This is a genomic window from Helicobacter didelphidarum (assembly GCF_003364195.1).
Lineage (GTDB): Bacteria > Campylobacterota > Campylobacteria > Campylobacterales > Helicobacteraceae > Helicobacter_A > Helicobacter_A didelphidarum.
In genome coordinates, this window is sequence record NZ_NXLQ01000001.1 from 132,090 (window position 1) to 146,100 (window position 14,011).

Genomic DNA, 14,011 nt, shown 5'->3' on the forward strand with positions numbered 1-14,011 from the left:
TTTTATACCTCTATTTTCTCGAGCAATTTGAGATTAAATCCACTTAATGCAGTATATTCGGATTTTTTTGAACTAAGCAACTTGAAATCTTCAATCTCTAATAATCGCAAGATTTGTGCTCCAACACCAAAGTCCTTTATGGTTTCACTTTGTGTAGGATCGCTTTGTAAAAATACCATATATCCACCATCTGTCTGCAGTTTTTTAATACTTCGCATAAGATCTTCAAACTCATCATTTTGTTCAAATAATGCAATATCAGTTTTGATTGTATGAAATTTTACAAGAGGGGTTTTATTTGTATTGTTTGTTGTTGTGAATTTAAAAATTGTATGGTTACGATCCAAGTGGTCACAAAAAATATTTTTTTCACATGTAACACCTAAAAAATTTGTCTTACATGAGGATATTTTATGCACAAGATTCTCATAATTAAGACGATATTGGATAATATCAGAAACATAAAGAATATTTAGATTATTCTCATGTGCAAAATCAATTAAAAATTTATCTCCTCGTGTTGCCATTGTGCCATCTTTTTTCATAATTTCACAAATTACACTAATCGGTGCAACGCCAGCTAAGCGACAAATATCCACACTGGCTTCAGTATGCCCTGTCCGAGCCAATACCCCACCTTCTTTTGCAATAAGAGGAAAAATATGACCTGGTCGCACAAAATCCTGTGGAGCAACATTTGGGTTACACATAAGATGAATTGTCATATCTCGTTCATATGCAGAAATTCCTGTTTTTGCCTCTTTTGCATCAATCGAAATTGTAAAAGCTGTCTCATGATTGCTTGAATTATTTTGCACCATTGGAGGAAGGTCAAGCTTGTTTGCCAACTCTTTTGTAATTGAAACACAAATCAACCCTCTTGCTTCTTGTGCCATAAAATTAATTTTTTGAGGTGTAGAGAAAATCCCAGCCATTACCAAATCGCCTTCATTTTCCCTATCTTCGTCATCCATGATTATAATCATTTCCCCTTTTTTAATCGCTTCTATTGCTTTTTTTACGCGTTGTTTATACATCAATATTCCTTATCAATTTAAATATTTTATGGAAATTATATCAAATTTATTTGACTTTTTATAGAATTTTGTGGTATAATCTCATTTTCACATTTTGAAAGAAAAAATTTGAAATTGGGGTATAGCCAAGCGGTAAGGCATCTGGTTTTGGTCCAGACATTCCGAGGTTCGAATCCTTGTACCCCAGCCACTTTTCTAGGATAAAAGATTAAGTTAAAAATTCTTAGATTTTTTATTGCAACTTATTCATTCTTTTTTATAGTATTAAGCTATTAGTATATCGCGGGATAGAGCAGTTGGTAGCTCGTTGGGCTCATAACCCAAAGGTCGGGGGTTCAAGTCCCTCTCCCGTAACCAAATTATTATTTATATAGAAATTATTAAATTAACATATTGTTTTAAAATTCCCCCATCATAATCCCAATAATTTTTCTTATCATTTATAAACCAAAGATAACTGAGATTAGATTGAAATTCTAATAAATGCACGAAGCAATGTATAGTTGTTGCCTCCATAGAAATTAATTGCTGGTGTGTCATTATATACACCAATAGCACTTAAACCAAGTTTGCCTTTCATGAATGTTCGATATTGATTCCCAACGCGTTGTCTCCAGATAGGAAAATCTACCAAGCCTTTTATTTCAAAACTTACGATGTTCCCTGTAGGTAAAAAACTACCACGTACTCCAGCTTCAATTTCAAAAATGTGATTCCAATTGAATCCTGTAGCACCATAAATAGTAACAGCATTTCCCCAAAACATACCAACATTGTATTCAAAAGGAGTTGTATGTCCATAATAATCAATAAGTTCTGCACCAGCTTGAGAAGTGCCAATAACACCAACTTTTGCTTCCAATAAATCAAGATAGATTAGTTCTTGTTCCAACCATGCGATACCAGCCATATTTTGATTTGCAAGTCCAGCTTCAGCGGCTAGTTCAAATTTGTGGTTAACATTTGCAGGAAAAGTATGTGCATAATATTTAGAATATCCTAAAATATGTAGTTTTGTCTCCATTTCTACATCTTGTGCAACATGGTAAGCCATCTGCGCTTTCATACCAAAGGCAGTAAAGAATCCTGTCGCATAAACATAGGGTTGTAGTTCAATGTGATAAGGTAGTTCAAAAGTTCCACGCAAGAAATAAGTCCCAAAACTACTTAAATCTGTTCTAAAAGGTGTTACAAATTCATCAATTACCATTGCACTTCCATAAGAAGCGGTAAGATTTAATGAGGTGTGTAAAAATCCATCATAAGTTATGCCAAAGCCTTGTGAATAAAAAGTATTCCACTCTTCTTTTGCCTTATATCTTCCAGCAATCATGCTTAATTTTAATTTTTCATTAATATAATCTCCATAAATGGTATTAAAAAGAAAAATTTGCTTTACATCATTGTAGGTTTCGCTTGTGCCGTTTGTAGCAACAAAAATTGGTGCTGCAACCAATAATCCTGCAGCCGCTTTAAAGCCATAGAGTCTCCCTGTTGCATAATATCCTAAAAAAGTAGCATCAAAATAGGTTAAGTCATCTCCAAATGTTTGTTGATAAAACAACGAAGCAGAAACTTCATGAGATGCCTTATACCAGAAAAAGTCAGCCCAAGTTTTTGCAGCAGATTCGCGAGTATAACTCTCTGGTGCAGCAGCATCGAGACTAAAAGGTAAAATTCCAAATGTAAAACACCATTTTTTGATAAAATTTGTTTTATTTGTTATTTTATCGAAAGGATACATATTTATTCCTAATTAATAAGATATAAAAATATTAAACAAGATATTTCTATCGAATTTTAGAATATTTTTGCTAAAATTCAAATAAAAAAGCTAAATATGTTCCCTAAATTTGAATTTTTTATAATTTACTAACAAATAAAGGAAATTTTATGTATAAAATTAGAAGAAATCCCGTGCAACATACATTCTTAAATGCATCTGCTGGGAGTGGTAAAACTTTTGCACTTTGCACACGTTATATTGCACTCCTACTTTATGGTGCAAATGCCAATGAAATTCTAACAATTACTTTTACAAAAAAAGCTGCCAATGAGATGAAAGAAAGAATCACTATAAACCTTTATTTGCTTCATAAGAAATATAATGAAAATATTGCACTTACACATGCACAAGAAGAAAAAATACAAGATTTGTTGGATGCATTGCAAAAAGATTATAAAATTACAGAATCTTTTTTGAAAGAATCTCTTCATGAAAAATGTGTATATGTAAATTTTTTACAAGCTGATAAAAAAATTAGTACAATTGACTCTTTTTACACTTCCATCTTGCGAAAATTTGCTTTTTTTATTGGTATACGTAGAGATTTTGAGATTGATGAGGCAAATACATTTGACTTTCAGAACTTTCTTGCAAAAATTTATCAAAATGTAGATCTTAGTCAAATTGTTCGTTATTTACATCAAGTAACGCATCTTAGAACAGAATCTACGCAGTTTAATAATACTACAAGTCTCAAAGGATTGCTTGAAACATTGTATGATAAATCCATAGAATTTAAAAACCAGCAGGATTTTGCATATAAAATGAGTAGAACATATAATTTAGAACGTATGCTTACTCTTAGTTTACAAAATAATATTGATATTTCTGCATTACAATCACATAGAATACTTCAACATATTGTTATTATATCTGAAGATTTGGTGGCATATCTTGAAAGTGTAATACAAGAGAGAGAAGCAAAAAACTTAAAGAATGGAAATTTTAAGAAACTTTATGCAACATTGGCGAGTAAAAATATTCATCAGATTCTTAATAACAAATTGATACAAACAAAGCAACATAGCTGGATTCCAAATGATATTGATATAACTCAAATGTCTAAGATACAAGACTTTTGTGTAAAAATACAATCTCTTATAACACTCTATAATTATTGTCTAGAAAGTGAAACATTGCATAATATTCTTTTGCTCATTGAATCATATTCACGGAACATAGCACAAATGCAAAAAGAAACAAATGTGTTAAGTTTTAATGGAGTTACCCATAAAGTTTTTGATATTACTTCGCATGTTTTAATGCAAGAAGAATATTTTGATAGCATGTATTTTTATTTTCGTCTTGATTCTACCATTAGCCATATTCTTTTTGATGAATATCAGGATACAAGTATTGTGCAATATAGAATCTTTTTACCACTCTTTCAAGAAATTTTATCAGGAGTTGGAGCAAAAGATTTTAGGAGTTTATTTTTTGTCGGAGATTTTAAGCAAAGTATATATGGTTTTCGCGGTGCAAATATCTCTGTTTTTGAAGCAACAAAAGAAAAACTACTCGAAAAATCTGGCGAAGATAAATCACTGGAATATAATTATCGTAGCAGAAAAAATATTATTCAGTTTGTAAATGAACGATTTAATCAAGTTTATGGCAAAGATTATGTTGCTCAATATTATCCATTGCAAAAACGAGATTCTCACGATGGTTTTGTGCATACTACAACCTTTGCTATGGAATCTTATATCACAGAAAATATGCAAAAACTAAAGGGGCAAACTCAAATTGCTCAAGCAAATAAAATGTTAACAGAAACTATATACCAAAAAGTTTTATTACAATTACATAAGATTCTTTCACGAGGTGTGGCATTAAAAAATATTGCCATTTTAGCAAGAGAACGCAGAATCTTGCAAGGATTTATAGAGTTTGCAAGGATACAAGATCCTACTCTTGAATTTAATCTTGATAAGAGCGGGAAACTCATTGAGCAAAAGATAGTGCAAATTATTTATTGTGTATTCAAGATACAAAAATATAATAAAGATTTAGAACAATTACAACATACATTAATAGCATTGCAAAACGCTTCATTAATTACAGAGGAAGGTTTTGAATTATATCAAATAAATGGTATGGATCGCATAGCACCCAAATCTTTGCGATATGATAATATTGGAGATTCTAAGATTCAAGAGATTCAAAAAGCTTTGCATACTATAGAATCTTATAAAAAATTTACACAAAAAAAGCTTAATAAACTCTTGGGAAAAAGCTATTTTGATATTTATAAGCCTTTGTATATCCCTGCACAAAAAACACTGGCACAAGAAATTAAATTTGTTATAGAATCTTTACATCTCTATGATGAAGATTGTATGTATTTTTTAGAACTTGCGAGTGAAAATTCACAAATACGCGATATTGACGATCTTTTCTCAACCATTAAGATGCGCGAGTCTCGTCGTATGCAGGAAAAAGCCATTTGTGCTATGACAATACATAGTTCTAAGGGACTTGAATTTGAGCATGTCATTTTACTCGACCCCAAAAAAGAATCTTTTCATTTAGAAAAGATTCTTTATAATTATAATGGAATCTATCTTGATGAAATTCGTTTAAACGACTCTCAATATCTTACCCCTCAAGATATTCAAGATTTGCAAGAAAAAGAAAAAGCAGAGCAGATTTCACAAGAAAATAATCTCTTATATGTTGCATGCACGAGGGCAAAAGAAGGATTGTATATTTTTGCAAATACACAAAGTTATACCGCAAAAATGTTGCAACTCAATAATGAAGAAAAAGAAGCAGACTATATGCTAGGCGATTTTGAATCTCTATTTACCTTGCCATCCTGCATGAATATAGAATCTGAAAATAATAAAAATTTAGAAAAGTTTTTTATACCAAAAGATTCAAAAGTTTCTCAAATATTCCATGTTGCCAATTTGACTGCAGATTCTCATAAAATCTTGATTTCTTCCTTAGTAAGTTTATTAGGTATGCAAGAAGATTTTTCATATAAAGAAGAACAAGAGATATTGTTGCAGAATCTACACACAAAAAAGAAACAAATTATTGGCTTAAGTCAGCATTTATTTTTAGAACTTATGCTTGGGTATAATATTAAAAATCCGTTACATATTGTAAAATCTCATTATGGATTTTATATTAATGAAAATGAATTATTAAATCTTTATTATAAAGCACAACATTTTTGCGAGAAAGAACTACAAGAAAGGTTAAAACTTAATAAAAATATGCTAAAATGCGAACAATCTATTTTGCGAGAAAAGAGTGTAAAAAGACTTGATGCAGTTGCACAAAAAGATGGTAATTTTTTTGTGCTTGAATTTAAAACAAGCCAATATGCAAATAAATCATTACGAGAAAAACATCAGAAACAAATTGAAGAATATAGTGATTTTATGAGTAATATGTTTCAAAACAACGCAATAATAAAGGGTTATTTAATCTACTTCAAAAATGATATTGAAATTTATACACTACAATCGACAAGAGAATGGATTAAAATGACAGAATAAATAATTTGAAAGTAGAGCTATGGCAATAGAATTTACAAAAAATAGAACAAATTATACACTTAGAAATTTTATAACACATGAATCTTTCGGTGGTGTTTTACTTTTCTTTTGCGTATTAATTGCAATGATTATTGCAAATACAAATTTTGGTGTTATTTACAATGAAGTGTTTGCTACATATTTGGATTTTAAAATAGGGCATACAACACTCATTCATATTAGCCTTTTACATTTTATTAATGATGTATTAATGTCATTTTTTTTCCTTATGGTTGGCTTAGAGATGAAGCGGGAAGTATTGTATGGTGAGCTTGCTGGTTTTAAATCTGTCAGCTTTTCTGTATTTGGAGCAATTGGTGGATTGGTTATGCCAAGTATTATTTATCTCTATTTTAATTATGGGAGTGCTAGTCAGCATGGTTTTGGTGTGGCAATGAGTACTGATACAGCTTTTGCACTTGGTGTAATTTTATTGCTTGGCAAGAGAATACCAAATGTCATTAAAATATTCCTTGTTACACTTGCTGTTGCCGATGATTTGGGTGCAATTAGTGTGATTGCAATTTTTTATACTGCACAAATTAACTGGATATTTATCTATTTTGCATTATTTTTGCTTGTTATTTTGATTATTTTTAATTATTTAGATATTAAATATATTTCCTTGTATTTTGCTGTGGGAATTTTGCTCTGGATTTGCTTTTTCTTGAGTGGTGTGCATGCAACAGTTGGAGCTGTGCTTTTTGCCCTTACGATACCGGGTAAATCACAAATTTCACGGCATAGTTATTTAGGGTTAAAGGAAGCTTATAATAAACTTTATTTTAAAACGCGTGCGGATTTTACAAATTTTGAGCCAACAAGTATAGAGGAAACAAATAAATTTGGAGCAATTTTGAATGGATTTAAAGATTTCTTTGTAAGTGCATATAATAATGTAAAAAAATTTATTGTAAGTAAAAGTGATAGTGAACGTGAAATTGATATGCACAAAGAGCATGAACGTGTAGAGATTCTAGATACAATTGCAAGATATTCAAAATATGCACAGAATCCACTTGTTCGCATTGAATTTGTTTTGCAACCATTAAATGCTTATTTTATCGTTCCTCTTTTTGCTTTTGCAAATGCTGGTGTATCAATTGATTCTGGTCTTGATTGGCATATTGATGGAATCTTGCTTGGTGTTATTTTAGGTTTAGTGATTGGAAAACCACTTGGAATCTTTGCTTTTACTCTATTGAGCGAAAAACTACATATAGCCAAACGTCCCGAAGGTCTTACAAATGCACATATCATCTCAGTTGGTTTTCTTGCTGGAATTGGTTTTACTATGTCAATGTTTGTTGCAAACCTCGCTTATTCTTCGAGTGCAGCTGTTGATTTAGCAAAGATTTCCATTCTTATTGCTTCTTTAATTGCGGCAATTTTAGGAGTAGTGAGTCTTTTTCTCAATACAAAACCACCGATAGAAGATGATATTAAGGAAGAATATTAAATCTTTCATTAATAATATCAAGAGAGAATCTTGCGAGAGAAATCTTAATTGAATGCGAGTGTATTAAAAAGCAAAAGGATATTCTTGTAAGAGAACTATTTTCTGATATAAAAATGCAAAAATTTTAGCGTAACTACTGTATAATATTATTTTTTGTAAATATAAGGATAGTTTATGGAAAAAATATGGTTTATCTTATTTCTCGTATTCCACAATACCGCTTTCCTAGATACTCTTAAAGATTCTAATTATGCAAAATCTACTATGAAAGATTTCAACAATCTTGGAATACACATTCAATTTAATTACATAAATGGTATGCTTGATGATGATTTATATTGTTTTGATGAACCCTTTTTCTGCCCTTTGAGTGTAGGGTTTTATAAAAGTTTTGATGAAAAAGAATTGTGGTATAAAGAGGATACAGCCGATATACAATGGGCAATTCATGATGGCTTTGATAACAAAATTCCATATTGGATATATGTATATTGGGAGAAATATGATGAAGAAGGTATCATAGATAAAGAAAATAAAAGCCTTTGTTATACATTTGGATATGGTTGTTTCTTCCCTTATAATCCTCACATTAAAGTTGGTGCAGAAATTTCCTCTAGCATATCTTTTGATAACACTATTTCGACCTTTGATGAGAATGACATAGGGTTTATCATCGCACAATCAAATGATGTTTATCAAATCATTATTTTTAAAAATTATAAAGAAATAATAGCACAGATTCAAGAGACTATTAAAACAAAGAAAATCAAGCGATATGATTCTAGTTTAAAATATAACTTCAGCAATGTAGTTATTAATGGGTTTATTGGTAAAGATTCACTAAAAGAGCCATTTTTAGGGCATCATCGTTATTACAAGATTGATCCTTATTATAATAATAAATTAATATTTAGCACACCACCACAGAATATAAAAGAGTCATAAAATGAGATTAATTATATTTTCTATTTGTTTAATATTAAGTCTTCATGCAAAAGATTTATTATACGAAGAAAGTTTCTATATTAATGGATTTTGGCTTGGGTTAGAAGATCATGATATTTTTATCTCAAGTGAGGAGAAATATGCTTTTACTTATCCCAATCAAGTATTTTATTTTCCTAAAACTGACTTTACAAGCAATAATAAATCTTATATTCTTGCTAAGGGCAGTATCGTATTGAAGTTAAAAGATAAGGCTTCAGATATTATTCAGGAGGATTCCATTCTCTATAAGCAGTTTAACCTCAACGATATTGCACAAAAAGGTATAAGAGGAGGTTTTTGTGATGTTCCATGTGTTTTTCCTGCAATATTGACAAATAATAATCACAATGATCTGATAGTGAATCTTTATGAGAAACCCCAATTTAATAGTAGTAATATTTTGGAGATAGATTCTCATAAAGATATGGTTTTTGTAATTGGCAAAAGTGGTAGATTCTACCAAAGTATCATAATAAGACATAAAGCATTAGCATTTTTTGGGTATGTGAGTGAGGATTCTTTAAGTATAGATTTTATGGGGACAAAAGGCTTCAACCAAAATTTTATTCAGAATCTCGGTAACAATCAAGATTTTGATTTGCAAATAAATCTCAAATTTCTCCAGTTGCAAGCCATTACTAATCTCAAAAATATTCATAAAATCACTGCTATTGTTCACGCAAATAATAATGATACAAAGTTAGAAATAAAGCCAACACTTTATCGTTACTTGTCATTTGATGATATTAATAAATTTAGTGAAGCAGAAAAAAAGAAGATAAATATATTTGCTAGACGATTTGGCAAACGTAGTTTATGGATTAGTTTTCATCTTACAGAGAATCAAAATATTTATATAAGTGATTTTGAATTAGCAGATGAAAGACTAAGTTTGCAAGAAAGAACATTGATAAGCAATGAACAGAACCTTTGTTTATCAAATCAAATGAAAGCACATGAGTATTTAAAGGTATTTTTTGAGCCGAATAAAGATTCAAAATTTACAACAATCAATAAACTTAATGCTACTTTAGGTTACATCGTTCAGCTTGGTAAAGACGAGGAATATTACCATATTAGATTTTATGGAGATTTAGAGAATCTTGATAACAAGATCGACAATCGTAATGTTGGTAATAATAATCTCACAGGGTTTGTAAATAAAGATATGTTAATGAATTGTGAGGGTTACGATACACGAAATCTGCCAGATTATGAAGTAGCACGGTATATTCTCAACAATATGCGAAATACGACATTAAAATCTTTAAGTGATAATGTAAGTGCAGTGTTTGTAAATGGTATGTTCGTGGGCTTTAGAGAAGAAGTGCAAAATTTGCAGGCAGCAATGGAGCTTATAAATACAAGACAATTGCGTAGCACCACTAATGCACTAACTTTTAGTCAACAAAATATCGCACAAGATAGTATATTGTCATTTCAATATGATAACAGAGAAGAGGAATATCATGTTGTGGCACTTGGGGGAAAAACTTTGATTTTTGATAATTATAGTATATTTATATTTGACAATAAATCACTTATAAAAATAGGAATATTTGATTTTAAAGAAGCAATGAAAATAACTACTTCAAACTAAAAGTGTTTTGAGATAGTAGATTTTAAACTTTTTGACTATACCAAAAAGTTTAATTTCGTCAATGCAACTATAATTGACACAAACAAAAATATCAAAAGTTTTTTACAATTACAAGATTCAATTTATTGCCAAATTCAGTCTTTTTTCGAATTATCGAGAAATTGAGAATCTAGAAATTATCCTTTAAACCAGCCAAATGAGCTTTTTTGTGTATCAAGATTAGTAATAACACTTAAATCCTTCGAATCTAGTTTAAAGTCAAAAATAGCAATATTTTCTTTCATTCTGTCAATATTACTTGTTTTTGGAACAACACTAATATTTCGCTCTATAAGGTAACGTAAGCCCACTTGTGCAGGGGTTTTATTATATTTTTTTCCAATATCAAGCAAAGTTTTATTGCTAAAGAAATCATTTTTGCCCTTAGAAAATGGACTCCATGCTTGCAAAACTACATGATTTTCATTGAGAATCTTTTGGTATTTATTTCGTTGAAAAAATACATGTGTTTCCAGCTGATTGAGTACAGGTTGAATCTCACAAGATTTTATAAAACTCAAGAACTTTTCTTGACTAAAATTTGATAATCCAAGAGACTTGATTTTACCCATTTTATACGCTTCTTGCATAGCTTTCCACATAGCTTCAGAATTATCAAACTCTCTATGTAATAAAAGCAAGTCAATATACTCTAAATTAAGATTTTTTAGCCTTATATCAATTTGTTTTTTTGTTTCTTTATAATCCATATCATTTGATAGTTTTGTGGTTACAAATATATCTTTACGACTAATATTTTGTGTTTTTAATCCTGTATTTATTCCTATACCAACTTCTTTTTCATTTTCATACATTTGTGCTGTGTCAAAAAGACGATACCCTACTTTTAAAGCGTCTTGCATGGCTTTTATGCAAGATTTTCCACGCAATTCATAAGTGCCAAGCCCTATAAAGGGCATTTGTATCCCATTATTGAGCTTAAGAAATGGATTTTGTGATGGCATAGAATTTACCTCATTGTTAGAATATTCACTCTTTGATTGCTTAGAATCTGCCCCAAAAACATGAAGTGAATTTAGCCCGAAAAAGGTACTAACAACCCCAAATCTACCAGAAGTCTTTAAAAACTCTCGTCTATCGTTTTTCATTTGATTCTCCATAAAATAAAGTGTTTATATTATACATTATAAATAATGATTTTTCTATTTTCGAATATTATTTCATGTCAAAGCAGAATAGTCAAAATTTCAATAACAAATTTATTTGCAGAATGACTATGGTGTCTCTTGACTATACATACTTGCAATACATTTTAGAATTTTTAAATGAGAGAATCTTGAGCTGTTAAATATAATGTTTGTTAGTAAATTACCGCTGTATTGAAAGAAAAATGAAAATTCTTGCAAAAAATGTATTACTTTAACATTCAATATGTAAATTTTTAAGTATAATATTATTCCAGAATAGTATCAATGTTAAAACAATGTTTCTTTCTTTATTAGGATATTTATACTATAATTAAATATATTTTTAGAATCATAAGGGATATGTTATGATGAATGAGTTGTTGGATAAGACTATTGAAAATTTGCCACCATTACCTGAGACCGTGATTAAATTGCGTAATTATGTTGATAAATCTGGCTCTGAAGTTCGTATGCAAGATGTAGTGAGTATTATTTCTCAAGATCCACTTCTTACTGCTGACTTATTGCGTTTAGCAAATTCCTCTTATTATGGCTTCTCACGCGAAATTTCAACAATTAATCAAGTTGTGGCATTGTTGGGAATAAGCAATATTAAGAACATTGCTATTGCCAATTCTTTGAAGGGTAAATTTAATATCAATGTGTCACCATATGGCTTAGATACACCGACATTTCTGCGTAATTCTAACAATGAAGTGCAATTTATTACGGAATGGTTAAGTGAGGAAGATAAGAAACTTGCCCAAGAAATTGTTCCATGCACTATGTTGCTTCGTTTAGGTATGATACTTTTTTCAAGTATGTTGATTCAGCAAAGGAGAGACAAAGAATTCTTAGAACTTATTAAACAAAATAATTATAAAAACATTTCTTTTGTAGAAAACGAATTTTTTGGCACAGATCACCTATCTTTTTCGGGATTTTTATTTAATTATTGGAAATTTGATGAGGATTTGATTGAGAGTCTTGCTTACATTACCGCACCACATGCAGCCTCTGATCATGTGAAGAAAAATGCTTATGCACTTGCTATAGCTAATAGAGTTTTTGAGCCTTATGAGGGGGGTAATCCATATAATATGCACGAGGCAGTTGCCCTGATCCAAGAGGCTGCAACACAGGGGATAAAGTTTGATCTTGAGAATTTTAAAGACAAGCTCCCACAAGAAGCAAAAATTAATTTACAAGTTCAAGTATATTAGCTTATGAGGGTTTTTGCAATAAGTTTTTCCTTTCAATACCTAATAGCTACATATTTATGAAATATCTTATTTGTTGATATTTTGTTTTTGCTTATCTCTCAATAATTGTAGTTCTTGTGATTCAAGTTTAAAAGTTTAATGTAAGAAGTCTCAGGATAAAATGGTAATTAATAATGTAGGACTGGTGGTTTTACATATTTTGTGATTCATTTGATAGTAAAATATAAATTTTATGTTTGTATAAGTGATATTGCATGAAAGATACACGACAAATTGATTCTATTGAAGCAATGCTTCATAACTATAAGTTGCTTTATTCGCTTTATTCTCGTCATATTCTTGGCGATTGTTATGTGAGTCTTAGTGATGTGGCTACAACGGAGATTCGAGATACCATGCAAGTTCATAATATTCAAAATGACTTTTTACAGAATAATATAATCAATTCTCGTGGATATAATATTGATATATTAAATGCAAAGATTCAATCTTGTAAGCTTTGTGATGTATCAAAAATGGTGCGAGATAATGAGCGGTTCTGTGGATTCTATCCAATGGATTGTGAATATATCCAATCTGAAAATAGACGCACAGATAATTTCCCAAAGATAGCCTTTATTGTAGAATCTTTACATATCACGAGTATCAAGCAAAAAGATAACAATGCTCATCTCTCGCAGCTCACTATAAACAAGAGCAATGAAATGTTACTAAATATTATTGAAAAAGTCTTCGGATATAAACGCACAAGTGTATTTATTTTTCCACGATTTAAATGTGTTGAGGTGGGGCAAAATCAAGCAATTAGCACAAATATTCGTATGCGTTCTTTAGAAAATGAGAGGAGAATTTGTAAAGAATATTTATTACATCAGTTAGAATATGTTGATTATGCGGTATTTTTTGGTGAATATTTATGTCAAGATTTTTTTCAAGCAATGTTAAATGAAGTAAATGGAAAATTGCTTGATTATACAACACAAAATCATAAGAATATTCTTTGTATTTGTGTGGCAGATATATTGCAAATGATAGCAAATCCAACACTTAAGAAAGATTCTATGATTAATTTTGTATTGCTTAAAAATGCAATTAAGGCAAATTTATCACGATAATGCTAAAAAAGTTTTTTAGAGTTCGAGTATTCATCATAATCGTCTATCAAAAATAGTTTTTAAGAATTT

9 protein-coding genes and 2 tRNA genes are annotated in these 14,011 nt (G+C 30.1%); 8 read left to right on the forward strand and 3 right to left on the reverse strand.

Going from position 1 to position 14,011, the window contains the following annotated elements:
• Positions 1 to 2 precede the first annotated feature (2 nt).
• On the reverse strand, positions 3 to 1,037 hold the full coding sequence (locus CQA53_RS00565; protein ID WP_115542074.1) for a bifunctional 3,4-dihydroxy-2-butanone 4-phosphate synthase/GTP cyclohydrolase II: 1,035 nt from the start codon (positions 1,035 to 1,037) through the stop codon (positions 3 to 5).
• A gap of 115 nt (positions 1,038 to 1,152) precedes the next feature.
• On the opposite strand from CQA53_RS00565, the gene CQA53_RS00570 reads away from it, so the two are divergent.
• Positions 1,153 to 1,227 (forward strand) — tRNA-Gln (locus CQA53_RS00570).
• Positions 1,228 to 1,318: 91 nt separating this feature from the next.
• Positions 1,319 to 1,394: transfer RNA gene (locus CQA53_RS00575), tRNA-Met, on the forward strand.
• Positions 1,395 to 1,500: 106 nt separating this feature from the next.
• Here the strand turns inward: CQA53_RS00575 and CQA53_RS00580 are convergent.
• Positions 1,501 to 2,781 carry a hypothetical protein gene (locus CQA53_RS00580; RefSeq protein ID WP_245945540.1) on the reverse strand — a complete coding sequence of 427 codons (1,281 nt, stop codon included), beginning with the start codon at positions 2,779 to 2,781 and terminating at the stop codon, positions 1,501 to 1,503.
• 149 nt (positions 2,782 to 2,930) lie between these two features.
• Between CQA53_RS00580 and CQA53_RS00585 the strand changes: the two genes are divergently transcribed.
• The 4 genes from CQA53_RS00585 (at position 2,931) to CQA53_RS00600 (ending at position 10,417) form a co-directional block, all read left to right on the forward strand.
• A complete protein-coding gene (locus tag CQA53_RS00585) occupies positions 2,931 to 6,332 on the forward strand; it encodes a UvrD-helicase domain-containing protein (RefSeq protein ID WP_115542075.1) in 3,402 nt (1,133 codons plus the stop codon).
• Between the two features lie 19 nt (positions 6,333 to 6,351).
• On the forward strand, positions 6,352 to 7,830 hold the full coding sequence (gene nhaA, locus CQA53_RS00590) for a Na+/H+ antiporter NhaA (protein WP_115542076.1): 1,479 nt from the start codon (positions 6,352 to 6,354) through the stop codon (positions 7,828 to 7,830).
• 174 nt (positions 7,831 to 8,004) lie between these two features.
• Positions 8,005 to 8,775, forward strand: coding sequence for a hypothetical protein (locus tag CQA53_RS00595; RefSeq protein WP_115542077.1), 771 nt, complete (start codon positions 8,005 to 8,007; stop codon positions 8,773 to 8,775).
• A gap of 1 nt (position 8,776) precedes the next feature.
• Complete coding sequence (locus CQA53_RS00600) at positions 8,777 to 10,417, forward strand: hypothetical protein (protein WP_115542078.1); 1,641 nt, start codon at positions 8,777 to 8,779, stop codon at positions 10,415 to 10,417.
• A gap of 176 nt (positions 10,418 to 10,593) precedes the next feature.
• Here the strand turns inward: CQA53_RS00600 and CQA53_RS00605 are convergent, their stop codons facing one another.
• Positions 10,594 to 11,565, reverse strand: a complete 972-nt coding sequence (locus CQA53_RS00605; RefSeq protein ID WP_181882298.1) for an aldo/keto reductase — start codon at positions 11,563 to 11,565, stop codon at positions 10,594 to 10,596.
• Positions 11,566 to 11,972: 407 nt separating this feature from the next.
• Here CQA53_RS00605 and CQA53_RS00610 point away from each other — a divergent pair, with 407 nt between their 5' ends.
• A complete protein-coding gene (locus CQA53_RS00610) occupies positions 11,973 to 12,827 on the forward strand; it encodes an HDOD domain-containing protein (protein WP_407918834.1) in 855 nt (284 codons plus the stop codon).
• A gap of 254 nt (positions 12,828 to 13,081) precedes the next feature.
• Positions 13,082 to 13,942, forward strand: coding sequence for a hypothetical protein (locus tag CQA53_RS00615; RefSeq protein ID WP_115542081.1), 861 nt, complete (start codon positions 13,082 to 13,084; stop codon positions 13,940 to 13,942).
• Positions 13,943 to 14,011 lie beyond the last annotated feature (69 nt).